Annotated in this window: 23 protein-coding genes and 2 pseudogenes; 13 read left to right on the forward strand and 12 right to left on the reverse strand. The window is 60.3% G+C overall.

Annotated features, from left to right (window positions below; all coding sequences use genetic code 11):
* Window positions 1–146: 146 nt before the first annotated feature.
* The 6 genes and pseudogenes from AC1DWM_RS28490 to AC1DWM_RS28515 form a co-directional block, all read right to left on the reverse strand.
* Entirely contained in the window at window positions 147–668 is a 522-nt protein-coding gene (locus tag AC1DWM_RS28490; protein ID WP_223519568.1) for a methylamine dehydrogenase light chain, read from the reverse strand.
* Between the two features lie 19 nt (window positions 669–687).
* Window positions 688–1,308 (reverse strand): methylamine dehydrogenase accessory protein MauD, encoded by a 621-nt coding sequence (gene mauD, locus AC1DWM_RS28495; protein ID WP_477796721.1) that lies wholly within the window; start codon window positions 1,306–1,308, stop codon window positions 688–690.
* 3 nt (window positions 1,309–1,311) lie between these two features.
* Window positions 1,312–1,851 carry a MauE/DoxX family redox-associated membrane protein gene (locus tag AC1DWM_RS28500; protein ID WP_223519572.1) on the reverse strand — a complete coding sequence of 180 codons (540 nt, stop codon included), beginning with the start codon at window positions 1,849–1,851 and terminating at the stop codon, window positions 1,312–1,314.
* Between the two features lie 13 nt (window positions 1,852–1,864).
* A complete protein-coding gene (locus tag AC1DWM_RS28505; RefSeq protein WP_223519574.1) occupies window positions 1,865–3,013 on the reverse strand; it encodes an amine dehydrogenase large subunit in 1,149 nt (382 codons plus the stop codon).
* A gap of 330 nt (window positions 3,014–3,343) precedes the next feature.
* Window positions 3,344–3,499, reverse strand: a pseudogene (locus AC1DWM_RS28510) (ATP-binding protein); the annotation flags it as partial.
* A 50-nt stretch (window positions 3,500–3,549) separates the two neighbouring features.
* Window positions 3,550–3,927: a DUF6124 family protein gene (locus AC1DWM_RS28515; protein ID WP_223519576.1), complete on the reverse strand. Its 378-nt coding sequence runs from the start codon at window positions 3,925–3,927 to the stop codon at window positions 3,550–3,552.
* Window positions 3,928–4,052: 125 nt separating this feature from the next.
* On the opposite strand from AC1DWM_RS28515, the gene AC1DWM_RS28520 reads away from it, so the two are divergent.
* Window positions 4,053–4,238, forward strand: coding sequence for a hypothetical protein (locus AC1DWM_RS28520; RefSeq protein WP_223519578.1), 186 nt, complete (start codon window positions 4,053–4,055; stop codon window positions 4,236–4,238).
* An 85-nt stretch (window positions 4,239–4,323) separates the two neighbouring features.
* Here AC1DWM_RS28520 and AC1DWM_RS28525 read toward each other — a convergent pair whose 3' ends face one another.
* Window positions 4,324–5,805 carry a sensor histidine kinase gene (locus AC1DWM_RS28525; protein ID WP_477796722.1) on the reverse strand — a complete coding sequence of 494 codons (1,482 nt, stop codon included), beginning with the start codon at window positions 5,803–5,805 and terminating at the stop codon, window positions 4,324–4,326.
* 242 nt (window positions 5,806–6,047) lie between these two features.
* On the opposite strand from AC1DWM_RS28525, the gene AC1DWM_RS28530 reads away from it, so the two are divergent.
* From AC1DWM_RS28530 to feaR, 9 genes are all read left to right on the forward strand, one after another.
* Window positions 6,048–7,211, forward strand: coding sequence for an acyl-CoA dehydrogenase family protein (locus AC1DWM_RS28530; RefSeq protein ID WP_477796723.1), 1,164 nt, complete (start codon window positions 6,048–6,050; stop codon window positions 7,209–7,211).
* Between the two features lie 26 nt (window positions 7,212–7,237).
* Window positions 7,238–7,609 carry a hypothetical protein gene (locus tag AC1DWM_RS28535; protein ID WP_007945348.1) on the forward strand — a complete coding sequence of 124 codons (372 nt, stop codon included), beginning with the start codon at window positions 7,238–7,240 and terminating at the stop codon, window positions 7,607–7,609.
* A gap of 3 nt (window positions 7,610–7,612) precedes the next feature.
* On the forward strand, window positions 7,613–8,083 hold the full coding sequence (locus tag AC1DWM_RS28540; RefSeq protein ID WP_223519583.1) for a nuclear transport factor 2 family protein: 471 nt from the start codon (window positions 7,613–7,615) through the stop codon (window positions 8,081–8,083).
* A complete protein-coding gene (locus AC1DWM_RS28545; protein WP_223519585.1) occupies window positions 8,080–9,228 on the forward strand; it encodes an amidase in 1,149 nt (382 codons plus the stop codon). The genes AC1DWM_RS28540 and AC1DWM_RS28545 overlap by 4 nt, the downstream gene beginning before the upstream one ends.
* A gap of 23 nt (window positions 9,229–9,251) precedes the next feature.
* Window positions 9,252–10,535, forward strand: coding sequence for an aromatic ring-hydroxylating oxygenase subunit alpha (locus AC1DWM_RS28550; protein WP_477796724.1), 1,284 nt, complete (start codon window positions 9,252–9,254; stop codon window positions 10,533–10,535).
* Window positions 10,532–11,032: an aromatic-ring-hydroxylating dioxygenase subunit beta gene (locus tag AC1DWM_RS28555; RefSeq protein ID WP_477796725.1), complete on the forward strand. Its 501-nt coding sequence runs from the start codon at window positions 10,532–10,534 to the stop codon at window positions 11,030–11,032. The genes AC1DWM_RS28550 and AC1DWM_RS28555 overlap by 4 nt, the downstream gene beginning before the upstream one ends.
* Window positions 11,033–11,043: 11 nt before the next feature.
* Window positions 11,044–11,784 (forward strand): SDR family NAD(P)-dependent oxidoreductase, encoded by a 741-nt coding sequence (locus AC1DWM_RS28560; RefSeq protein ID WP_223519591.1) that lies wholly within the window; start codon window positions 11,044–11,046, stop codon window positions 11,782–11,784.
* 406 nt (window positions 11,785–12,190) lie between these two features.
* A complete protein-coding gene (locus AC1DWM_RS28565; protein ID WP_223519593.1) occupies window positions 12,191–13,141 on the forward strand; it encodes a PDR/VanB family oxidoreductase in 951 nt (316 codons plus the stop codon).
* Between the two features lie 153 nt (window positions 13,142–13,294).
* On the forward strand, window positions 13,295–14,212 hold the full coding sequence (gene feaR, locus AC1DWM_RS28570; RefSeq protein ID WP_223519595.1) for a transcriptional regulator FeaR: 918 nt from the start codon (window positions 13,295–13,297) through the stop codon (window positions 14,210–14,212).
* Window positions 14,213–14,403: 191 nt separating this feature from the next.
* On the opposite strand, the gene AC1DWM_RS28575 is transcribed toward feaR, so the two are convergent.
* Window positions 14,404–15,033, reverse strand: coding sequence for a response regulator transcription factor (locus tag AC1DWM_RS28575; protein ID WP_007945336.1), 630 nt, complete (start codon window positions 15,031–15,033; stop codon window positions 14,404–14,406).
* 258 nt (window positions 15,034–15,291) lie between these two features.
* Here AC1DWM_RS28575 and hpaC point away from each other — a divergent pair, with 258 nt between their 5' ends.
* On the forward strand, window positions 15,292–15,804 hold the full coding sequence (gene hpaC / locus AC1DWM_RS28580; RefSeq protein ID WP_477796726.1) for a 4-hydroxyphenylacetate 3-monooxygenase, reductase component: 513 nt from the start codon (window positions 15,292–15,294) through the stop codon (window positions 15,802–15,804).
* A gap of 129 nt (window positions 15,805–15,933) precedes the next feature.
* Here the strand turns inward: hpaC and AC1DWM_RS28585 are convergent, their stop codons facing one another.
* The 3 genes from AC1DWM_RS28585 to AC1DWM_RS28595 are packed head-to-tail and all read right to left on the reverse strand — an operon-like array spanning window position 15,934 to window position 19,546.
* Window positions 15,934–16,950 carry a phosphotransferase enzyme family protein gene (locus AC1DWM_RS28585; RefSeq protein WP_477796727.1) on the reverse strand — a complete coding sequence of 339 codons (1,017 nt, stop codon included), beginning with the start codon at window positions 16,948–16,950 and terminating at the stop codon, window positions 15,934–15,936.
* A 9-nt stretch (window positions 16,951–16,959) separates the two neighbouring features.
* Entirely contained in the window at window positions 16,960–18,240 is a 1,281-nt protein-coding gene (locus AC1DWM_RS28590; RefSeq protein ID WP_477796728.1) for an aspartate aminotransferase family protein, read from the reverse strand.
* Entirely contained in the window at window positions 18,233–19,546 is a 1,314-nt protein-coding gene (locus AC1DWM_RS28595; protein WP_477796729.1) for an amino acid permease, read from the reverse strand. The genes AC1DWM_RS28590 and AC1DWM_RS28595 overlap by 8 nt, the downstream gene beginning before the upstream one ends.
* 612 nt (window positions 19,547–20,158) lie before the next feature.
* On the opposite strand from AC1DWM_RS28595, the gene AC1DWM_RS28600 reads away from it, so the two are divergent.
* Both AC1DWM_RS28600 and srmL read left to right on the forward strand, forming a co-directional pair.
* Window positions 20,159–20,521 (forward strand): DUF6124 family protein, encoded by a 363-nt coding sequence (locus AC1DWM_RS28600; RefSeq protein ID WP_477796730.1) that lies wholly within the window; start codon window positions 20,159–20,161, stop codon window positions 20,519–20,521.
* Window positions 20,522–20,799: 278 nt separating this feature from the next.
* A complete protein-coding gene (gene srmL, locus AC1DWM_RS28605) occupies window positions 20,800–21,951 on the forward strand; it encodes a PheS-related mystery ligase SrmL (protein WP_223521497.1) in 1,152 nt (383 codons plus the stop codon).
* A 318-nt stretch (window positions 21,952–22,269) separates the two neighbouring features.
* Here the strand turns inward: srmL and AC1DWM_RS28610 are convergent.
* Window positions 22,270–22,542: pseudogene (locus AC1DWM_RS28610) on the reverse strand (IS110 family transposase); the annotation flags it as partial.

A 22,542-nucleotide genomic window follows, 5' to 3' on the forward strand; every position in this document is an offset into this window, starting at 1 on the left:
ATAGCGGTGTATCAGGCAACACAACTGTCGACTGACACTCCGCTATCGCGAGCAGGCTCACTCCTACAGGTTTCGCCAATAGTCATAGAGATTGTTGGGGCACAAAAAAATCCGCCGATTGCGTGAGCAACCGGCGGCAATGCGCGTTAAACGGCGACGCCACGGATGATCGAAACGGTGCAGTGATAGATGTGCGATTTGGCGGCCAGGCACCAGTTCACATCGTTGTTGTTGAACGGGCGATAAGCCGGTTCTTCACTGTCGTTACGGGTGCAGGCGCACTGGGCGCAGCTCTGCTTACCGCAGCAGTCGTTATAGGAAATGATGTAGTCCTTGCCATCGGCCGGGTTGCGGCAGGTGCCGATCCAGGTGACTTGCGAGGCTTCGGTGCCCGGTGGGCAGGACGTCACGGAACCACCGCAGCAGCTGCACAGAAAACCGTCGATGGAGCAATAACGCCAGTAGTCGCAGCTGTTCGGATCACCCGGGTCACCGGCTTTTGGGTTGTCGGCAGCCAGGGCTTTGCTGGTGCGGTCCAGTGGCAACAGCAGCGGCAGTGCGGCACCGGCGACCATCAAGGAACCCATGCGCGACAGCAGTTTGCGGCGTGAGGTGGTGTCGGCCACTCGACGGGTCGAGCGCTCGAACAAAATATCCAGCAGTTTCATAAAAATCTCCCTGCCTCAATCAATGGCTATGGCCGTGGCTGTGGTCGTGTGCATGCGGCTGGCTGTTGAGGTATTCCTGCAGCGTGGCGCTTTTCAGGTGTTCGACTTCGAACAGGCTGTCCAGGTGCTCGCGGGAATTGACCAGGCCTTTGGCGCGCAGGGTGCCGGTTTTGTCGATCAGCGCGGCGTAAGGCAGCTTGCCGATCTGATAGGTCATGCCGACTTCCGGCCCGACCACGTAGGTCGCGTCTTCCAGTTTGTGTTCGCGGATCAGCGCTCGTTGGGCGTCCATGTCGCCGTCGCTGATGAACACCACGTCCAGACGATCCGCCTGTTCCTTGGCGATGGATTTGATCGCCGGCAACAGCGATTTGCAGATCGGGCAAGTCGGCGAGAGGAAGAACAGCAGCTGGTTCTTTTCCCCGGCATAACCGAAGTTCACCGGACGGCCCTTACGGTCGGACGCGGTGACTTGCGGCGCGGCTTCGTTGACCGACACGCCTTTGTCGACCATCAATGCCCCGGCCGGGGCCAGGCGGCCATGTAAAACACCAATCTGACGAACCAGGCCCATGACGACAAACGCCACGGCCGCGAGCAGAACCCAGAGCAAAACGTTGGAAACAATTAAGCCTTCCATTGATCACCTACCAATCAGTTTGAGCAGAAGAGGGGAGTTCGCCAGCAAGCCATCGGCTGCGGCGTACAGAAGCAGCGCTACGGCGCTGGCGGCAACGGTGACGAAGCCATCAAAAAAACCCAGGTCGCGGGCCATCGGCAGCACGCTGGCCAACAGCGCCACGCCCACTAGCACGCTGTTGCGCAGCAACAGGATCGGGCGCAACGGTTGCGCCTGGTCCGGGCCGGCACAGCCGCAGTCGATGTCGCGGCGACCGCGCCACAGGTTGATGCCAATGGCGGCGGCGTACAGCGCGATCAGGCTGGCGGCCGTCAACGCTGCCCAATACCGGCTGACCGGCACCAGCAGCGCGAACGCGATCACCAGCTCTACCACTGGAGTCACGCGAGCGACCGGGCGCACCAACGCATCGGGCAACAGTTGGTAGTCCGCCAATTGCCTGGCAAAATGTGCCGGCGCGCGCACCTTGTGCGTCGCGGCACTGGCCAGCAACACCGCAATGGTGAGGGCGCTGGCAATGATGAAGATCGGATCTAGTTGCATGGCCGAACCTCGTTTAGTAGCTCATGACCTGAGTCGCGGTTTTGGCGACTTTTGGCATGCTGCCGGTGAGCTTGTTGGTCTTGAGATCGAAAATCTGCAAGCCGCCTTCGACGTCGGCGCCCAGCAACAGCGGCTTGTCGTCGCCCGTCGCTTGCAGGCTCCACACCGGCGCCGGCGCTTCCAGTGTCGCCACTTTTTTGTGGGTCTTGAGGTCATACGCCCAAATCAGCGGGCTCGGGTCTTCCCACTTCAACGGTTCATGCCCGTCGTGCATCAGCACGTACAAGCGATCGAGCTTCGGCGCCACGGCCATCAGCTGCCAGCCACCCGGCGCCCAGCCGGCTTTCTTTTCTTCATCGGTGGTCAACGACCACGACGGCAGGATCTTCGGCGCGTCGCCAGAAAAATCCACCGGGCGAACGGTGCCGGTGGTGGTGGTGAAGTAGTACGTATCGCCAACGTTCACCGCGCGCTCAACGAGCTTTTCGGCGTTCGGGTCGAAGAACGGCGTGCGGCTGCGCGCGGCTTCCTGGCCCTGATCGTTCAGCGTGATCACCTGCAAGCTGCCATCGCCACACAGCGAGGCGAAGCGGCGGTTGCCGATCGGGTAGTTGAGCACGCAACCCGGAATCGCCAGTTCGGCGGCGACGGACTTGGCTTGCGTGTCGACCACGGTCACCGAGGTCGATGGCGTGAAGTTGTAGACGTAGACGAAACGGTCATCGCCACTGGTATTCAAGCCGTAGCGTTGGGTCAGCGACTCGGCGCGCTTGGGTGGAATGACTACTTCCCAGGCCGGCGCCAGAGTAGAGGTGTCCCACGCGGTCAGCACATCGGTAACCGTGCCGCGAGTGCCGCGCGAGTAGAAAATGTCGGCGCTGTAGAGGGTCTTTTTATCGCGGCTGAGCGTTGATGGTGCGGCAAAACCGGTCGGTACCATGCCGAGGATGCGTTTTTTGTCGGGGTCGACCACGGTGACGCGGCCCGCCACGAAGCTTTCGAATTCGACGTCGACGATAAACGCCCGGTGGACTTCCGGCGGAAAGGCCAAAACGGTCTGGCCGATGGTGTCAGCCGGCAGGTCCGCACGGGCGCTGGTCAAGCCGAGTACAAGCAGGCTCAGACCTAGCGCTGACTGTACGTTGATCCTGTTGGTTCGCATTAGGGGAACTCCCTGAATTGTTATTCACGCAGATCGCGGGTGCTTGGGCAGATTCTTACAATTCGATTCTGCCTCGCCGGGAAACGCCGAGAATTGCTGTGGCTGCCAAGTGTTTGTGTGTCTGTGCCAGTCGTGGGGAACACGCCAAAAGCGATTCAAATGACTTGGGCGAACGCGCTTCTGTAGCAGCTGCCGAAGGCTGCGTCCGGCTGCGCAGCAGTCGTAAACCCTGCATACGCGGGCTTCCTGACACACCGAGAACTCTGGTTTTACGACTGCTGCGCAGCCGGACGCAGCCTTCGGCAGCTGCTACAGGTCTGTGGGTGGCTTTTAGATAGGATTTGCGAGAGGAAGAGAGAAGGTAAAAACAGCACCACAAGGCTCCAGGTTTTGCACCCAGATATCCCCGCGATGGCGGCCGATGATGTTTTTGCACAGCGTCAGGCCAATGCCGTTGCCGCTGACCTTGGAGGAGAAAAATTTAACGATCAACCGTTGACGAAGGAGCAAGCTCCACCGCCAACGTGTCGCGCGGATTACCTTGGTGGAACGAAGTTATCCAGCATTCGATTCACCGCCAGCTCCCCCAGCATGATGACCTGCTGCAGCGCCAGCACGGTACTGCGATGAGTGCCCTCTACCAACGCCGCCACGTTGCTGGCCATGACACTGGCCGACGCCAGGTTCTCACATGTTTGAACCAGCAAGGTTTCATGGTCGACGTCTGGGGCAATCATATAGATGGTGCTGGGTTTACGAGGGGTATTGTTCATGAGCGCCGCCGGGTTGAGGTAGAAGTTGAGCGCGCGCTCGGCGGCGTCGTGGAGTTTTTTTGAATCGATGGATTCGTATGGGGAGGCCGGATCAGCGTCTGGCGATTCGGCGTCTGGTGGATTGGGCGTTACCTTAAACATTGATGAAACTCCATATGGGATTATCGGAGCCATCACCCTCGCTACCAAACGAAAGGTGGTGGCCATACGAAGGTTGGTAGACCGGCCCACATGGAAAATCCGGCGCGCCCGAGGACGCCCTGCGCATGGCCACCATAAAAACGAATGCCGAAAAAGCATCTGTAAAAGGTGACGCTATGCGTCATGTGGAATACGGGCTACCAAACCCGATCGCTGTTATTCAGCGACACGGAAACGATAAAACCCGGACCATCGACGCACAAGCCGGCGGATTCTGGCTTAGCCGTAGGCAACGGCGCAAGGTTTTGTAGCCTTCGGGACGTAACACTGAGTGTCTTTAAACACGCACCGTTAAACACGTTTGTTTTGTCCAAAGGATCGGGGGAACTTCGAGCTTCAGACGGGCTTTGCGAGTGGAAGAGAGAAGGTAAATACAGCACCACAAGGCTCCAGGTTTTGCGCCCAGATATCCCCGCGATGGCGGCCGATGATGTTTTTGCACAGCGCCAGGCCAATGCCATTACCGCTGACCTTGGACGAGAAAAAACCGTCAAACAGTTTGTCTTGCTCCAGCGCCTGAATCCCGCGTCCGCGATCTTCAACCCGTACCAAAGCAACCTGATCACCACGGCTCGCGTGAATACGCAGAACGCGTCGATCCAGCGGCAAATCACACATCTCTTCGATGGCATTAAAGGCCAGGTTGAGGATGACTTGGCCGATCAACACTTTCTCGCAACTGATCAGCAGCGGTTCAGGGCTGGTGACGATTTCGACTTTTATAAGGCTCGGATCGGCACGCAGGCTGATGAAGTATTGGGTTTCGCGCAGTAGCTCATTGAGGTCGATCACCTCTGCGGATTGCTCCAGCTTGACCACGTACTCACGCACGCTTTTGATGATCACTGACGCGTGCTCGATTTGCCGCACCGCGTTCTGCAAACCCCAGGCCACGCCTTGATCGTTGCCTTGATCCTTGCCCAGGCGAATCACCGCGCCTTCGATGAAATTACGCGTGGCGGCCAGCGGCTGACTCAGTTCATGGGCAATCGCCACGGCCATTTCGCCCATGGCGTTGTAGCGCGCCAGGTATTCCAGTTTTTGTTCGCTGACCCGTCGCGCTTCTTCGGCGCGCACTTGTTCGGTGACATCGCGAAACAGCAGCAAGTAGCCGACCAGGTCGTCTTCAATTTCGATATAGCGGCACGTCGCGTGGTGCCAGCGCCATTCACCGTCTCGCCGCTGCAAGTGATAGTGAACGCTGAACGGCGTGTGTTCCGGCTGCTCGCAGGACAACTGCTGCAGCAGGCGCTGGCGTGAAGTCTCGTCGCACCAGTCGAGGAAGTTTTCGCCAATCAGCGGCTGATCTTCGCTGTTGAGCAGTTGCACGGCGGAGTCGCTGATAAAGCGGATATCGCCTTGTGGTCCGAGCACCGCAACGCCTTCGGCCAAATCCTGCATAAAGGCTTTGAGGCGGCTTTCAAAACGCTTGAGGTCACGTTTGACCTTGTCTTCCTTGGAGATGTCGCGGAACTGCACCATCAACACATCGCGACCGTCCAGGTGCACCAGCGTCGCCACCGCTTCGGAAAGGATTTCCACGCCTTGCTTGGAGCGATAACACCACTCTATGGCGCGCTGACCGGTTCGTGCCGCGCCTTCCAGCCAACGCAGGCCGACCGAGCGCCGGTACTGCGGCGCATTGCGGGTCATGTCCGGGGCTTTGAGCGGCGTCAGTTCTTCCAGGGTAAAGCCCAGCGCCGCCAGGGCCGCGGCGTTGGCCCACAGAATCTCCTTGCTATGGGCATCGTGAAGAATGATGCACAACGGCATGGCTTCGATCAGTGCATAGAAATCGTTCGGTTTTGGCAGATACATCGCGCAGCCCTTGGCGGCAGAAGGGGTCGACTACGGGTGAAGTCGAAGTATGGCGTTTTATACCGGCTTGCGCCCGGCGATGCGCTCAGAGGTAACCGGGGGCGGGCTAGGGGTTTTCTTTAGTCGGGGGGCTACACGCACCAATAGTGGCGAGCGGATGCGGTTTTTACACTGGACCCATCAACGGTCGCCACGCCCCGAGGCAGGCTCCGTCTAATAACAAGTCAACGGAGATCAAGCCCATGCTGCGTTCAGCTACCGCGCAGAAAGACCCTCTGCCAGGCGTCGACGACACCAGCGTCCACCGTCAGGAATTTCAGCGGATGCTGGATGAAGTGCGCCAACGTCGCGATGAATTCGACGCCGGTTCCCACGTACCACGGGACATGATCGAACGCTTCAAACAGGTGGGCATCTACCGCGCCGCCACGCCGAAATGCTTCGGCGGTGATGCGCTGGCGCCAGCGCTTTTCTTGCAGATGATCGAACGCATCTCCGAAGCCGACGGTTCCGCCGGTTGGGTTGCGAGCTTCGGCAGCGCCGGCGTTTATCTCGCTGCATTGCCGCCAGAAACCCTGGCTGAAATCTACGCCGACAGCCCGGATCTGGTGTTTGCCGGCGGCCTGTTCCCGTTGCAACCTGCTGAAGCAGTCGATGGCGGCTGGCAGGTCAACGGCACCTGGAAATTCGCCAGCGGTTGCAAAGGCGCGGACCTGCTGGGTGTCGGCATCGGCGCGGCCGGCGGCAAGCCGCGCACTGCTGTGTTCCGCGCGAATCAGGTCGACATTATTGAAAACTGGGACGTGGTCGGCCTCAAAGGCACTGGCAGCCACGACCTGCGCGTCACCGACAAACACGTCGAAGATCGCTGGACCTTCATCCGTGGCGGTGCCGCGACCATCGACGAGCCGCTGTTCCGCTACCCGTCGATTGCCTACGCCGCGCAAGTGCTGGCCGTGGTCAACCTCGGTCTGGCCCGCGCTGCGCTTGATGAAGTCAGTCGCATGGCCGCCGGCAGCGGCATCACCGGCGCACCGAAAATGGCCGACCGCGCTTATGTGCGTATCGAAATCGCCAAGGCCGAAGCGCAACTGGCCGCCGCCCGCGGGTTCTTCTACAACGCGACCGAGCAGGTGTGGAACTCGATTCTTACTGGCAACCCGGTCACGCCTGAACAAACCAGCCTGTTGCGCCTGTCCGCGATTCACGTGTCCCAGGCCGGTGCGGCCGTGGTGCAGAGCGCTTACAGCCTCGCCGGCACCACCGCGATTTACCTGCGCCATCCGCTGCAGCGTTACCTGCGCGATTCGTTGGTGGTCACCCAGCACGCATTCCTCAGTGAAGGCCTGTACGACGGCGCCGGTTCGGTGTTCCTCGGCGTACCGCCATTCCCTGGCTACATCTGAACCCACTATTTCAAGGATCAAACCCCATGACCCAGACCACTCAAGAACCACTGCGCGTCGTCTTCTGCATCGGCATCACCCAGAACTTTTTCGACCTGCCGACCGGCGAAGGCCTGAGCGTGTGGAAAGGCTTCAGCCAGATGATGGGCTCGCTGGGCGCCATGCCCGGTATCACCGTGCTCGGCGCAATGGACGATGACCGCTTGATGGTCGGCCCGTCCACCACTTCGCCGTGGACCGTCTACATCATGGCCGACGTTGACTGCCACCAATCGGTGATCGATGCCTGCAACCTGTTCCGCACCACGCCGGTCAACGAATACAGCCTGTGGCGCTACGCCAAGGTCGAAGCGCGCATCGGTCGCCCGCTGACCATTCCTGACGCAGCCAAGGTTTAAACCATGAACGAGGCCTTGCTGCAGCGTCTTGCAACGCTGGAAGGGGAGAGCCAGGTGCGCCGCTTGATGGCGCGCTACATGGACCTGTGCGATGTGCCGAGGGCGCCGACCTATGTTCGCGAATTGGCTGAACTGTTCTGCGTCGATGCGATCTGGGAGGGCGTCGGCACTCAGACTGCGCAGACCTTCGGCCAGCACCATGGGCGTGATGCCGTGGCGGCGTTCGTCGGCGGCTATTTGCCGCCCTCGGATCACTTTCGTCTGAACCTGCATTACCTCACCAGCGAGTCGATTGTGGTCGACGGCAGCAAGGCCCAAGGGCAGTGGATCATGCAGCAGATTTCCACCTACGCCGATGGCCACAGCGAATTGTTTGGCACACGCCTGAACATCGATTTCCGCTGTGTCGACGGCGTCTGGCTGATCGCGCATTTGCGTACGCAACGCTTGTTCAACACGGGGTTGGGCGCATGAGCACGTTTATCAGCGAATTCTTGATCGGTGGCAGCGGCAAACGGGTCGCGATCAAAGACTCCATCGACATTGCCGGGCATGCGACCCGTTCGGGCAGCCGTGCGTTTGCCGATGCCGCGCCGGCTGCCCGCAATGCCGACGTCGTCGATGCGATCCTCGACGCGGGCTGGCAGATCGTTGGCAAAACCAACATGCACGAACTGGCGTTTGGCGTCACCGGCATCAACGACTGGACCGGCACACCGATCAACCCGCAAGCGCCGGATCGCGTTCCGGGTGGTTCCTCCAGCGGTTCGGCCGCAGCGGTCGCGGCCGGTTTGGCGGACATCGCCATCGGCACCGACACCGGCGGCTCGGTGCGGGTGCCGGCGGCGTGCTGCGGCATTGCCGGGTTGAAACCGACTTACGGCCGCGTCAGCCGGGTCGGCGCGCATCCGGCGGAGTCCAGCCTCGATTGCGTCGGGCCGTTCGCTGCCGACATGGCGGACCTGATCGCCGCGATGCAAGTGATTTGCCCTGGTTTTCAGGTTCAAGGTTTGCCGTCGAGCAATGCCTCTGTCGGCTTCCTCGAAGTCGACTGCGATCCGCATTTGCAAGCGAGCCTCGGCGCTGCCGCCGACCGCGCCGGCTGGCGCCGTAGCAATCTGCACCTGAGCGAATTCGAAGCGGCGTTCGCTGCCGGTTTGACCGTGATCAATTTTGAAAACTGGGCCGCGTACGGCCACCTCACCGGCAAAGGCTTGATCGGTGCGGATGTCGAGCAACGCCTGCTGGCCGCCAGCCGCACCAGCGCCGCGGACCTAGCGCAAGCGGAAAAAGTCCGTGCGCGTTTCAGTCAGCAAGTGGACGCCGCGCTCGAACAGTTCGCAGTGCTGCTGTTGCCGACGATGCCGAGCCTGCCGCCAACGCTGGTCGAAGCCCGCAGCGCGAGCAAAGCCGTGGCCGGCATGACCCCGCTGGTCCGGCCTTTCAACCTCAGCGGCCATCCGGCACTGACGGTGCCGGTGGAACTGGATTGCGGCGGGCTGAAGGTCGGCCTGCAGATTGTCGGCCGTAAAGATCAGGACGAATTGGTCTGCGCCTTTGGTGCGCAGCTGCAACAGAGCATGGCCGGTGAACGGTCTGGCTCTAAATCGAAATCATAAGAACACGCCATGAGGAGAACCGCATGAGCACTCATGAATACCGGCTGATCGCATCATCGAAAAGCCCCGACGAACTGGTCAGTCACGACCGCGTTGACGTCTCGCTGTACAACGATCCTGCGTTGTTCGAAGCCGAGCTGGACAAGATTTTCTACCGCACCTGGGTGTGGGTTGCCCACGAAAGCGAAGTGCGCAATTGCGGCGACTTCAAAACCGCCACCATCGGCCGTCGCCCGGTGATCGTTGTTCGCGACAAGAAGAACAACATCAACGTCCTGGAAAACCGCTGCCGCCACCGTGGCGCCACCGTGTGCGAGAAGCACAAAGGCAACGCCACCGGTTTCACCTGCCCGTACCACAGCTGGTCGTATGGCCTGGACGGCAAACTGCGTGCGCTGCCGTACCCGGACGGTTACGAAGGCATTCTGGAAAAGTCCGAACTGCCGCTCACCAGCCTGCGTGTGGAAAGCTACGCCGGCATGGTCTTCGCCAGCTACAACGACGAGATTGAACCGCTGGAAGATTTCCTCGGTGGCGCCAAGCACTGGATGGACCTGTTCATGAAACAGGGCGCCGGCTACCCGATCAAGACCCAGGGCGAACACAAGTTCAGCTTCAAGGGCAACTGGAAGATCCAGCTGGAAAACACCACCGACGGTTATCACTTCCCGATCGTGCACAAGTCGTTCATGTCGTCGGTGGATGAAGAAACCTCGGAAATGCTCTCGTTCATGACCGACGAACAAGCGGTTACCCACTCGCTGGGCAACGGCCACAGCGTGATGGTGATGGTGCCGGAACACGTTGACCTTGATCACGACGACGGCACCGAACAGTTGCAGGAGCGCTTCGCCCACGTCACCGAAGAACTGTCGAAAACCCTGCCGACGGATCAAGTGCGCCGCATCGTGCGTTCGCTGCACGGCGCCGGTTTTAACCTGAACCTGTTCCCGAACGTGGCGATGTCGATGTCGTTCTTCCGCGTGCTACGCCCGGTCTCGGTCACCGAAACCGAGATCCGCCACGTCGCCCTCGGCATGGACGGCGGCCCGGAAATCGCCAACCGCGAACGCATGCGCATTCACGAACACTTCCAGGGCCCGTTCGGTTTCGGCAGCCCGGATGATGCCGAGGCCTGGGACCGTGTGCAGCGCGGCTCGTACGCCGGCGTCGATGCACCAATCCTGGTCAACCGCGGCCTCAATCGCGAAATCACCGCCGAGAACGGCGACAAGGTGTCCCACGCCACCGACGAAGGCGGCATGCGCGGTGCTTATGACATGTGGAAAAGGATGATGAGCCAATGAACAATCACGACACCCTGAATGGTTTTTCCGGCCCGCTGGCCCAGGCCATCGAATTCATCTGGCGCGAAGCCGAACTGCTCGACCACAAGAACTACGCCGAATGGGCGACTTTGTGGAGCGACAGCGGCAAGTACATCGTGCCGATCGATCCGGACACCGAAGACTTTGAAGCCACGCTCAACTACGCCTACGACGATGCGCGTATGCGTGACTTGCGCATCGAGCGCCTGACCGCCGGCTATTCGCCGTCGGCGGTGGACGCGGCAAAAACCATCCGCACGGTCTCGCGTTTCCGTCTGGTGGAAGCCGCCGGCGACCTCGTTGAAGTCAATTCCGCGCAGGTGCTGTACGCCTACAAACGCGGCGTGCACACGCCGTTCGTGGCTGACCTCAACCACCGCATTCGCTTCGTCGACGGTGTGGTAAAGCTGGAACGCAAAGTCGTGCGCCTGATTAACTCAACCGACAGCCTGAGCGCGCTCGGCTTCCTGCTGTGAGGGCCAACACCATGAATCGAGTAGCCCTGGTGACCGGCGCTTCGCGCGGTCTCGGCAAATGCATCGCCCGTCGCTTGCACGCGGCGGGCTATCGCGTGGCCCTGGCCGATGTGCGCCTCGATGGCGTGCAACAGTTGGCAGCGGAACTCGATGGCAACGGCGCGACTGCCGTCGCCATCGAGCTGGATGTGCGTAACAAGGCCGATTTTGTCCGTGCCCGCGACCTGCTCGCCGAGCGTTGGGGCGGTACTGACATTTTGGTGAACAACGCCGGTCAATCGAAAGTGGCCGCGCTGATGGACATCACCCCGGAAGAATTCGACGAGTCGATGGCGATAAACCTGCGCGGCACGTTCGTGGCCTGCCAGGTGTTCGGCGCGCACTTTGCCGAGCGCGGTTTTGGTCGCATCGTCAACATCGCCTCGCTCGCCGGCCAGAACGGCGGCACTGCCACTGGCGCGCATTACGCGGCGGCCAAGGGCGGCGTGGCGACGCTGACCAAGGTCTTCGCCCGTGAACTGGCGCCACAAGGTGTGACGGTCAACAGCATCTCGCCGGGTCCGCTGGACTTGCCGATCGTGCGCGAAACCGTGGCCCCGGAGCGACTGGAGCAGATTTTGAAGATGATCCCGGCCGGCACCCTCGGCGCCCCGGAGTACATCGCCGACAGCGTATTGCTGCTGATTGCCGAACACGCTGCTTCGGTAACGGGTGCGTGCTGGGACATCAACGGCGGCTTGTTCATGCGCTGAAAAAAGCGTTCAACGCAGCTCGTGTAGCAGCTGTCGAGCAGCGCGAGGCAGCGTTCGGCTGCAAAGCAGTGGTGAAATCAGGCGATGCGGTGTTTCAGGAAGATCGTGTGTTCAGGTTTTACGACTGCTGCGCAACCGAACGCAGCCTCGCAGGCTCGACAGCTGCTACGAGCGAACGCAGCCTCGCGGTGCTCGACTTGTTCGTGCGCTGAAAAAAAGCGTTCAACGCAGCTTAGGTAGCAGCTGGCGAAGCCTGCGTTCGGCTGCGAAGCAGTCGTGAAATCAGGCGATGTGGTGTTTCAGGAAGATCGTGAGTTCAGGTTCGAAGCCGAACGCAGCCTCGCGGTGCTCGACAGCTGCTACAGGCTGCTTATTAAACAAAATCAACCGTATTTCAGGTGATGCAATGATGAAGGTGAGGATCGAAAGGATCGTCGACGAAGCGCTGGATATCCGTTCCTTTCGCCTCGTGCGCAGTGACGGTCAGCCGCTCGACAGTTATGAACCGGGGGCGCATGTCGACCTGACCGGGCCGACCGGGGTGACCCGCCAGTATTCGCTGTGCAGTCCACCGCAGGATCGCCGCGCCTATCTGGTGGCGGTGAAGAAAGAAGCGCAGTCGCGCGGTGGCTCGCTGGCGCTGCACGAGCAGGTGGAAGAGGGCATGGAGCTGGAAATGGGGGCTCCGCGCAACCTGTTCCGCCTCGACCCGACCGCCACCGAACATGTGCTGTTCGCCGCCGGCATTGGCGTCACGCCGCTACTGAGCATGGCCTATCGACTGGCGGAAAGTGGCCAACCGTATCGCCTGCACTACTTTGCCCGTTCGCCGGAGTACGCGGCCTTTTCCGAGCTGTTGGCCACAACCTTTGCCGATCATGTGCAGTTCCATTACGGCGTCGAGCCCGGTGACATGGATGCGGCATTGACCCAAAGCCTGAACCAGGCCGGCAGCGCCGCCCACGTCTACACCTGCGGCCCCGCGCCGTTTATGAACAAAGTGGTGGAAGTGGCCGCCCGCAGCCGTAGTGAAGATGCGATTCACCTGGAGCATTTCCAGGCCGATCCCGCCGCGAATGCCGGCCCTAGCGGTGGTTTTGAAGTGCAACTGTCCAGCTCCGGTGTGGTGCTTCAGGTGCCTGCCAATACCAGCCTGGTCGACGTGCTGCAGGCCCACGGCTGCGACATCGACACCGAGTGCCGCGAAGGTATCTGCGGCACCTGCATCGTCGAGGTGCTAGACGGGGTTCCGGAACACCGCGACAACTGTTTGTCGAGCAAAGAGAAGGCCGGCAACAAGCAAATTTGCGCCTGCGTTTCGCGAGCGCTTTCCGCTCGTCTGGTATTGGACCTTTAACCGGCAAAACCCCTGGAAACATTGCGTGGGAGTCGATTAAATCGGCGCCCCACGACCGTCTAAGGAGGCGACGGTCACGTACCCGGAATTAATCGAACTGCTCGGCGAAGCGGTCGAAAAATAACAATAAAACTGATGTGAGGCCCTGCGGTCATGAGTACTACTTCGGCGGTGCGCAACGATGCATTCGAAAGTTGGTTAAGCCAGGTCAATCAGGCCTGTGGGCGTTTCGACGCCCGCGCACTGGACGCGAATTTTTACGGTGAACTGACAGAATTTCGCAACGGCGCGATCAACCTCAGTGTGGTCGACATGGCCCATGTGCATCTGTATCGCACCAGCAAAGACGTCAGCACCAGCAGCGACGGCCACTACTACGCAGTGTTCCAACTGCGCGGCAGTTCGCAACTTGAACAGGGCGACAACCGCGCCCTGTTGGGCTGTGGCGACATCGCCCTGATCGACGCCTGCCGTCCCAGCGACATGACCTATAACGAAGATTCCCGGCAGCTGTCGCTGATCCTGCCGCGTCAGGTGGTGGAGCGCGGTTCGCATTTCAACGCCGTCAACTGCGCCACGCGCATTTCGGCCAGCACACCGCTGGCCGCGCTGGCCAACCGCATGGTGCTGGAGACCCAGCGCCAGGAAGGGCTGGAGATGCAGGAAAGCGAAGCCGTACTCGACGCATTGGTCAGTCTGTTGTTGCCGGGGATCAGCGCGCGTGACGCTAGCGTGGATGCCCATGAGCGGCAATTTCGCAAAACCATCGCCTACATCGACGAGCACATCAGCGCCGAAGAACTGTGCCCCGAGCTGATTGCCCGGGAAGTGGGAATGTCAGTGCGCGGTCTGTACCGGATGTTTTCCAAGCGCGGCCTGGTGGTGGCGCAATACATCAAGCATCGTCGCCTGGATTTCTGCGCCGAAAACCTGCGCCGCTCCGATGTCGAGCAGAAGCTCTCGGCGCTGTGCTACGCCTGGGGGTTCTCGGATTCCAGCTATTTTTCCTCGGCGTTCAAATCACGCTTCGGCGTCTCGCCGGGCGAATACCGCAAGCGCTACAGCCACTGACCGCGTGTGGGAGCGAGCCTGCTCGCGAAGACGGAGTGTCAGTCGCATTGATTTTGAATGTGACGGCCTCATCGCGAGCAGGCTCACTCCTACAGGGGGCAGTGGTGTACACAAAACTTGTGAACGCCATAAAACCCTGTAGGAGTGAGCCTGCTCGCGATGAGGCCCTCAATACCGCCGAAGAATAAGGCTCAGTGCCGAGCAGGCTCATCCACCGGTAAATGCAACACCTCGCGCACAAGCATGGCAATGCTGCTCACGCCCATCTTTTCCTTGATCTTGGTCCGGTGCACATCAACGGTTTTCACGCTGATGTTCAGCTCGCGGGCGATGACCTTGCTGGCCTTGCCATCGATCACCAGCATCAACACTTCCCGTTCCCGGCTGGTCAGCAGCGCGAGCTTGCCTTGCAGGTTCTGACGTTGCTGCTGATCGGCCTGGGCATGCACGGCGGTCTTCAGCGCCGCCTGAATGCGGTCGATCATTTGCTGCGGGTTATACGGCTTCTCGACGAAATCCAGTGCACCGTTCTTCATCGCCGTGACCGACATCGGAATGTCGCCATGGGCAGAGACGAAAATCGTCGGCAGGGTGCTGCCGCGCTGGTTGAGGATTTCCTGCAACTGAAAGCCGCTGGTTTCCGGCATGCGCACATCCAGCACCAGACAAGCCGGCTGCTTGGGATCGTACTGGCTCAGGAACTCTTCAGCGCCGGCAAAGCATTGCGCCTGCACACTGACCGACTCCAGAAGCCAGGCGAGCGAGGTTCGCAGGTCTTTGTCGTCATCAACGATATAAACAATCGGTTTGCGGGTTTCCATCAGGGACTGCCACGAGAAATTCTATTTATTGTTATCGCACGCGTGCACGTTGCGGCGGACTTGCGCCTATGTTGGCGCCTCAAAGCAGGATACCCACTGCGAAGCGCCCTGACGATAAAGAAACCACCTAGTCGACTAGCGGAAAGCCCACCTCATCATGGGGATCGTCAGAATGGCTGCGGGCAGCGCCGGGCCTTAGTCTTGTTCCATAACCAAGGGCCGCGCAACGACGGTCCTCCTGAAGGAAGGGGCACCGACATGGCCGACCTGAGCCAGCAGCAAATCGACTTTCGCAACGCCATGGCGCAGCTGCCTGCTGCGGTGAACATCATCACCACCAACGGCCCCGGCGGCCAATGCGGCATCACCGCCAGCGCCGTGTGCTCGGTCACCGACTCGCCGCCCACCGTGCTGGTCTGTGTGAACCGTAACAGCGCGACCCACGATGTGTTCCGCACCAACGGCCATCTGTGCGTCAACGTACTGTGCGGCGAACAGGAAGACCTGGCCCGCCACTTCGCCGGCATGACCAAAGTGTCGATGGCCGAACGTTTTGCCTGGGATTTGTGGGACGAAGGCGACACCGGCGTGCCGTTGCTGCGCGATGCACTGGTGCAGCTGGAAGGGCGGATTACCGAGTGCAAGGAAGTCGGATCGCATTCGGTGATGTTTGTTGAGTTGTCGAAGATTGGTGTGCGCCCAGAGAGAGATAGCCTGGTGTATTTCAACCGGTTGTTTCATCGGCTTGAGCATGCTGCGGCGGTTTGCTGAGTCTGGCAGGTAGACCGCGTTATCGTTCATCGCGGGCAAGCCTTGCTCCTACAGTTGACCGAGTTGTCCAGATGGACGCGGTCAACTGTAGGAGCAAGGCTTGCCCGCGATGGCGGTGTAACAGGCAAATTACTGTTGCAGATATTCCCTGGCTAAATGGCAAGCCCGCTCAATCAACATCGGCGCCATTTCAATCGCCGTCGGCGTGCCTTTGCGGGTATGAATCCAGCCCAGGTACGTGGTGCCACGCAGCATCAGAAACAGCGGCAGCGTTGCACGATCAGCCTCAGTCAGCGGTTTAATCGCGTCGTAACCGGCCAACAATGCGACTTTGATCTGCTCATACCGCGGATCATCCAGACAGAAATACAACGCCGTCGCCAGCTCGAACATGTGCCAGCCAAAACCGGCATCGTCAAAGTCGATCAGCCTCAACTGTGGTCCTTCAATCAGAAGATTCTCCGGTACCAGGTCCGCGTGAATCATGCCGAAGTTGTCAAGGCGCCGACCGTAACGACGCAGATCGCCCCGCGCTTGGCGACGTGCCTGTTGCAATAGCTCACGCTGCTCGTTGGTGAGCTGCTCCAACTCCCAGAACCGCCCCCAGAACGGATTGGCGCCGATCAAACCGTCCTCATCCCAGGCATGCCGCACAAACTCGTCCGGCTGCTGCCAATCCGCCGCGTGCAAGTGAATGCGTGCGGCAATCGCCCCCGCTTCGGCAAACAGAAAATCGATTTCAGTATCCGCCTGCACCCCGGCTTCAGAGGTGCCCGCCGTTGCGCCCGGCAGCCAGGCGAGCATGTCGACATGGCGCGGTTCGCCGATGTCGGCATGCAGCACCTCGACCAAATGCCGGTGGTTGCTCGCCCGGATAATCTGCGGCACGGTGATGCCGGCCGTGGCCAGCGCTTCCATCCATTGCAGCTCGGAACGTAGCGCCGCTTCGCAGTGATAGCCGTTGCGGTGGATGCGCAGGGCGACGCGCTGGCCGTCCTCGCGCCGGGCGGAGAACACTGCGTTCTCGCGGAATTTCACCAGTTCGATCTCGCCAAACTCGCCGTCCCAGTGTTGCAGGGCATGGCGGGCGAGGTCGTGCAGTTTGGCGACTTGCTGGTCGTGACTCAGGGTGTGGAATTCGGTCATGACTAAGCCTCAAAGGGCGCTCAGGGCGCGGTCCAGCGTGTCAACGAAGAGGTCGGCGTGGTCGCGGTTGAACACCAGCGGCGGCCGCAGTTTGAGAATGTTGTCGCCCGCGCCGATCTTGCTGATCAGCACGCCGTTGTCGCGCATGTCGTTCACCACCTTGCGCGCTTCGGCTCCGGCGGGCTCCTTGCTCGCGTGATCGCGCACCAGTTCCATGGCGAAGAACAGACCTTTGCCACGCACATCGCCAATGATCGAGTGTTTGCCAGCGAGCACTTGCAAACGCTGCTGCACATACGCGCCGACGGATTGCGCGTTGTGCAGCAGCTGTTGCTCTTCAATCACATCCAGCACCGCCATGCCGACCGCTGCCGCGACCGGTGAGCCGCCGAAGGTGTTGAAGTACATGGCGCTACGCCCAAAGGCCTCGACCAATACTTTGCTGGTGATCAGCCCGGCCAGTGGATAGCCGTTGCCCATCGGTTTGCCGAGGGTGACGATGTCCGGCACTACGAAGTGGGCCTGATGGCCCCACAGGTGATCGCCGGTGCGGCCGAACCCGGATTGCACTTCGTCGGCGATGAACAAACCGCCCGCAGCACGAATCAGTTCGGCCGCTTTGTTGACGAAACTGGCCGGCACCCGTGGCAAGCCTTCGTTGGCAAACAAGGTGTCGATCAGCAAGGCTGCCGGGCGTATGCCTTGAGCTTGCATCGAGGCGATGGCGGCTTTGATATTGGCGGCATATTCCTCCGCCAATTGCGCTTCGCTGGTGCCTGTCGGCGCGTGGTACAGGCACGGAATCGGCACAGCACGAGCATGGGTGGCGAACGGCTCCGGCGACGGCAGTGCGGTGGTGACTTCGGCCAGCGACGCCGAGTTACCGTGGTAGTTGTAATCGCTGACGATGATGCCGGTGCCGCCGCTGGCAAACCGCGCCAGGCGCAACGCCAGCTCATTGGCTTCGCTGCCGGTGCAGGTGAACATCGCGGTGTCGAGCGGCTCGGCGAAGGTCGCGGTCAGGCGTTCGGCATAACGCACCACTTGCTCATCGAGGTAGCGGGTGTGGATGTTCAGCGTCGTCGCCTGGCGGTGCATGGCTTCCACCACGTGCGGGTTGCAATGGCCGACGCAGGGCACGTTGTTGTAGACGTCGAGGTAGCGTTGGCCGTCGACGTCGTACAGCCAGACGCCTTCACCGCGCACCAGGTGCAACGGCTTGTCGTAGAACAACGGCGAAGCGCTGCCAAGGACGCGATGGCGGCGTTGCAGGAGCGTGTCTTCAGGCATGGTCTGGAACCTCAAGGTTGGCGCTGCGGGCGCGCAGCAGGAAGTTGAAAATGCACAGGACGAAGGTCACCGCCAGGGCGATCAGCATCATCATGTCGAGTTGGAAACAGGCGGCGATCACCACCAGCGTCAAGGCCAGGCCCAGCCAGGCAACCACGGTGCCGCCGGCCAGACGGAACGGGCGCGGCAGATCAGGCTGGCTGCGTTTGATGCGCAGGTACGCGCCGAAAATGAACAGGTAGCAGACGTTGAGCAGCAGCACGACCGCGAGCATCACCGTGGCCGGATCGACGGCGGACATCGGCAGGCCGATCACACCGATCAGCAGCAGGGCCGGGAATGGCGTGCCGCGCTTGCCGGTCTTGCCCAACCATTGCGGGAACAAGCCGTCGCGGGCCATGGCGAACAACTGGCGAGAAGCGGCGTAAATCAGCGAGAAGAAGGTGGCGATCAGCCCGAACACCGCGCCGCAGCCAACCACCTTGGCCAGCCACGAAGCGTCGCCGTAGACGTTGGTGCTGGTCATCGCGGCGTACAGCGGATCCCCCGCCGAACCGACCAACTCGACACCACCCGCGCCCGGTGCGCAGACCAACACCACCAGCGCCGTCACCAGCAAGGTGCCGATGGCGGCGAGGATTCCCCGTGGCATGGTGCGGCCGGGGTTATTTGCTTCTTCCGCTGCTGAACCGGTTTGTTCCACGGTGATGAACAGCCAAATGGCAAAGGGCACACAGGCAAAAATCCCGCCGAGACTGACCGCCGGCCCGGCATATGCCGCCGGCATCTTCAACAGGTTCGCCAGTTCGACATGCGGCGCCATGGCCATGCCAAAGGTCAGCAGCGCCACGACGGCGATGACGCCCGCGATCATGGTCAGGCCCATGGCCTCACCGACACCACGAAGGTGGATGCCGATAATCACCGCGAACAAGGCGATTTTCACCGGCCAACCGCCGAGGCCGAAAATCGATTCGGTGTAGGCGCAAATAAACGTCGCCGCCGCGCCAGTGCCGATGGTCAGCGCCAACGCACAGGCGACGCCGACCAGGTAACCCACAAACGGCCCGAACGCGCTTTGTGCATAGACGAAAACGCCACCGGCACTCGGCAATGCCGTCGACAGTTCGGCGACACACAACGCCAGCCCGCCACATAGCAACGCCATCAACACCGTGGCGATCAGCATGTTCATCCAACCGCCGGCCATCAGCCCGAAATTCCAGCCGGAGAACTGCCCGGCCACCACCAACGCAATTCCGAGGCCGGCAATCTTTGGCCAGCCCAACGCACTTTTCTTGAGCACAGAAGTCTCCTGCGACCCTAAGGTCGATTTATTGTTTTTGGGGGGTAGAAAAGGGGATCGGTTTTGATACTACGCGGGGGTGGGGGTGGGGCTTGTTTGTGCGTATGCCATCCGCTTGTTTGTGGATGCCAGAATTGGCGGGGGGAGGGTAGTTGGACCGCGTTATCGTTCATCGCGAGCAGGCTCACTCCTACATTGGACCGCGTTCGCCTGAACAACTCGGTCAACTGTAGGAGTGAGCCTGCTCGCGATGGCGGCCTCAAATCGGAGTGCTGTTTAAAGGTGTTTAAGGTTACTTCCTGAAAGCTACAACGCCTTGCGCCATTACCTACGACTACGCCAGAATCCGCCGGCTTGTGCGCTTTGGACGCCCTCGGTAACTTTATTCCCGTCACTGATTCCCAGTGATCGGGTTTAGTAGCCCGAGGATTTGAAGGCTGCACAAGCGTCTGTCAGACAGGTATTTCCATACCTGTATTTGATGGTGGCTGTGCGCAGGGCGTCCTCGGACGCGCCGGCTTTGCCTTCGTTCCCCGGTCTACTAACCTGCGTACAGCCGCCACCCCTCGTATTAGTAGCGAGGCGTGGCTGCCAAAAAAGGAACGAATGAATATGTGCAAAGTTACTCCAAACCCGCCAGACACAGATCCGGCATCCCCCTACGAATCCCTCGATTCAAAAAAACTCCACGAAGCCGCCGAACGCGCCCTCGATAACTACCTCAACCCCGGCGTCATCAAATCCCCCGCCACCCGCAAACCCAGCACGATGTTCATGCTTGCACCGGATATCCGAGACGAAGACCTCTTGGCCCACACCTGTGAGTCACTGGCCCAGGCCAGTGTCATGGCCAGCGATTTCGCGGGGTACCTGGAAGGGCCGCATCGGCATACGGCCATGGCGATCCAGCAGATCATCATGCTGGCGGAACTGGCGGCGAACCGGATGCTGGATAACGTTGAGGTGCCGAAGTAATACCCAAGCACCGCGTTATCGTTCATCGCGAGCAGGCTCACTCCCACATTGGACTGCGTCCGTCCGGACAACTCGGTCAAACTGTAGGAGTGAGCCTGCTCGCGATGGCATCACCTCGGTCCAAAGTGAGCCTAGCCCGACGCATCAACGCATTATGAGACAGCACGGCCTTATGTAAGTCCTTGCTGTCAGCCCCTTCTGATTTTCCTCGCTCTGCGACTTAACCCCCCAACAGCTGTGTACCTTGTCGGCAAGGACCCATTGTCGAGAGAAAGTGTATGGACACATCTTTAAGGAAAACCGTTACGGACAGTGCGCTTAAACGAGCCCTGCTACTGGTTGATCTAACCGAAACAAACAATCCCGATCACGCCGTCCGGCTACTGCTGAATGAAATCCTCCAAGGACTCGCGGAAAAAGGCTGGCCTCAAGCTCATCTGCAGACAGGGCCGAGGATTGTGTCTGCTGAAGAAAATTATGGTTTGCTCGGCTACGACCCGGCAGAGGTCACGCTCGGGAGTGAACACACACGCTGGGTCGATGAGTGCTCGCTGTTACGTACGCAAACCACCAGTCAAATTCCGGCTGCGCTTCAGCGAGCCGCTCAGGTACGGCATCCGGGGCAGACGATCTTGCTGGCGGCGCCGGGTATTACTTTTCGTCGTGATAGTCGGGATCGTTGGCATTGTGCCGAACCGCATCAGATGGATATCTGGGTGCTGGGTGATCCGGAACTGGCTACGCATGAACATCTATTGCGTCTGGTCGGCGATATCCTCATGTCCGCCGTTCCTGAGAAAGAGTGGGTCTACAGCGACAGTCCGCATCATTACACCGAGGGCGGAATTGAAGTGAATGTGTTGAATGACCGTGCTCCGGTCGAAGTACTGGAGTGCGGTCGTATTGCGAGGTCTTTGCTGGAGCGCTTGAAGATAGACCCGCAGCGTCATGGAGGGCTGGCGCTCGGAATGGGGCTGGATCGCCTGACGATGTTGCGCAAAGGCATCCCGGATATTCGCTTGTTGCGCGATCAGAACATACCAGTGCAGGCGCAGATGCATGATCTGAATCCATGGAGTGCGGTATCTCGTTTGCCGTCAATTGCTCGTGACATTTCGTTGGCGGTGACGCCGGGGCTAAGTGAACAAGTGTTGACCGAAAGGATGTTGCTGGCTGCGGGTGATTGTTCTGACTGGATCGAAGAGATGCAAGTCAAGGGGCGTTGGGCGTTCTCGGAGTTACCCGCGCAGGCCATTGAACGACTCGGGCTGCTGCCGGGCCAGGAAAATGTGCTTTTGCGTGTAGTGCTGCGGGATTGCTCGCGATCAATTACTACCGCTGAGGCGAACGCGTTGTACGCGGACATTCAGGCGGCGATGCATGAAGGGGCGCCGGGGGCGGGTTACAGGATGGATATGCCAAGGGCTTGAAGTTGAACAACCCGAGTAACCACTGAAGCACCGCGTCATCGTTCTTCGCGAGCAGGCTCGCTCCTATGTATGGACTCGCCCCCACTGTCTACCTGCTTTTCAAACACTGCTACCCGGTTGCATCTATGTATAAGGCCTATTCGAGGAAGCCATCTTTGGCTTCTGGCCAACATTGGTTGAGCTCACGGTATGCCGATTACATTCAGGCCTCGAAGGCCGGTAGGAGCGCAGGCATCAATCCGCGACGGTCTGACCTGGGGTCAATGTTTTCTAGCAGGGGCTGGAGCGCACTGCGCCCCGGTGGCAGAACGCTGTCGATCAACAACTTGTCGCCGCCGGCCGGCCATCGGCCGGTTGGCGGCGATAAGTCTGGTCATTCTGTAGCAGTACCCAGATGATTCGCAGGTTGCGATTCGCCAGCCGTACCGCTGCTTCCTTGCGTCCCAGCCGACTCTGCCAGCGTTGCAAGCGACGATCGTCGGGCTGTTCCGAATCTGGGCGCAGCTGCCTCAATACCGCGTGAGCCCCCTGCACCATCAGGCTGCGCACGTAGCCATCGCCTCGTTTGCACATCCGGCCCAGGCGAACCTT

It is taken from the genome of Pseudomonas sp. P4_C8 (assembly GCF_056401975.1).

Coding starts and splice junctions, on each gene's coding strand:
- AC1DWM_RS28575 (WP_007945336.1), bottom strand. CDS start 15,033: ATGGAAACCCGCAAACCGATTGTTTATATCGTTGATGACGACAAAGAC.
- AC1DWM_RS28505 (WP_223519574.1), bottom strand. CDS start 3,013: ATGCGAACCAACAGGATCAACGTACAGTCAGCGCTAGGTCTGAGCCTG.
- AC1DWM_RS28590 (WP_477796728.1), bottom strand. CDS start 18,240: ATGCCTGAAGACACGCTCCTGCAACGCCGCCATCGCGTCCTTGGCAGC.
- AC1DWM_RS28565 (WP_223519593.1), top strand. CDS start 12,191: ATGATGAAGGTGAGGATCGAAAGGATCGTCGACGAAGCGCTGGATATC.
- srmL (WP_223521497.1), top strand. CDS start 20,800: ATGGACACATCTTTAAGGAAAACCGTTACGGACAGTGCGCTTAAACGA.
- hpaC (WP_477796726.1), top strand. CDS start 15,292: ATGGCCGACCTGAGCCAGCAGCAAATCGACTTTCGCAACGCCATGGCG.
- AC1DWM_RS28500 (WP_223519572.1), bottom strand. CDS start 1,851: ATGCAACTAGATCCGATCTTCATCATTGCCAGCGCCCTCACCATTGCG.
- AC1DWM_RS28555 (WP_477796725.1), top strand. CDS start 10,532: ATGAACAATCACGACACCCTGAATGGTTTTTCCGGCCCGCTGGCCCAG.
- mauD (WP_477796721.1), bottom strand. CDS start 1,308: ATGGAAGGCTTAATTGTTTCCAACGTTTTGCTCTGGGTTCTGCTCGCG.
- AC1DWM_RS28600 (WP_477796730.1), top strand. CDS start 20,159: ATGTGCAAAGTTACTCCAAACCCGCCAGACACAGATCCGGCATCCCCC.
- AC1DWM_RS28560 (WP_223519591.1), top strand. CDS start 11,044: ATGAATCGAGTAGCCCTGGTGACCGGCGCTTCGCGCGGTCTCGGCAAA.
- feaR (WP_223519595.1), top strand. CDS start 13,295: ATGAGTACTACTTCGGCGGTGCGCAACGATGCATTCGAAAGTTGGTTA.
- AC1DWM_RS28550 (WP_477796724.1), top strand. CDS start 9,252: ATGAGCACTCATGAATACCGGCTGATCGCATCATCGAAAAGCCCCGAC.
- AC1DWM_RS28545 (WP_223519585.1), top strand. CDS start 8,080: ATGAGCACGTTTATCAGCGAATTCTTGATCGGTGGCAGCGGCAAACGG.
- AC1DWM_RS28490 (WP_223519568.1), bottom strand. CDS start 668: ATGAAACTGCTGGATATTTTGTTCGAGCGCTCGACCCGTCGAGTGGCC.
- AC1DWM_RS28585 (WP_477796727.1), bottom strand. CDS start 16,950: ATGACCGAATTCCACACCCTGAGTCACGACCAGCAAGTCGCCAAACTG.
- AC1DWM_RS28535 (WP_007945348.1), top strand. CDS start 7,238: ATGACCCAGACCACTCAAGAACCACTGCGCGTCGTCTTCTGCATCGGC.
- AC1DWM_RS28540 (WP_223519583.1), top strand. CDS start 7,613: ATGAACGAGGCCTTGCTGCAGCGTCTTGCAACGCTGGAAGGGGAGAGC.
- AC1DWM_RS28515 (WP_223519576.1), bottom strand. CDS start 3,927: ATGTTTAAGGTAACGCCCAATCCACCAGACGCCGAATCGCCAGACGCT.
- AC1DWM_RS28520 (WP_223519578.1), top strand. CDS start 4,053: ATGGCCACCATAAAAACGAATGCCGAAAAAGCATCTGTAAAAGGTGAC.
- AC1DWM_RS28530 (WP_477796723.1), top strand. CDS start 6,048: ATGCTGCGTTCAGCTACCGCGCAGAAAGACCCTCTGCCAGGCGTCGAC.
- AC1DWM_RS28525 (WP_477796722.1), bottom strand. CDS start 5,805: ATGTATCTGCCAAAACCGAACGATTTCTATGCACTGATCGAAGCCATG.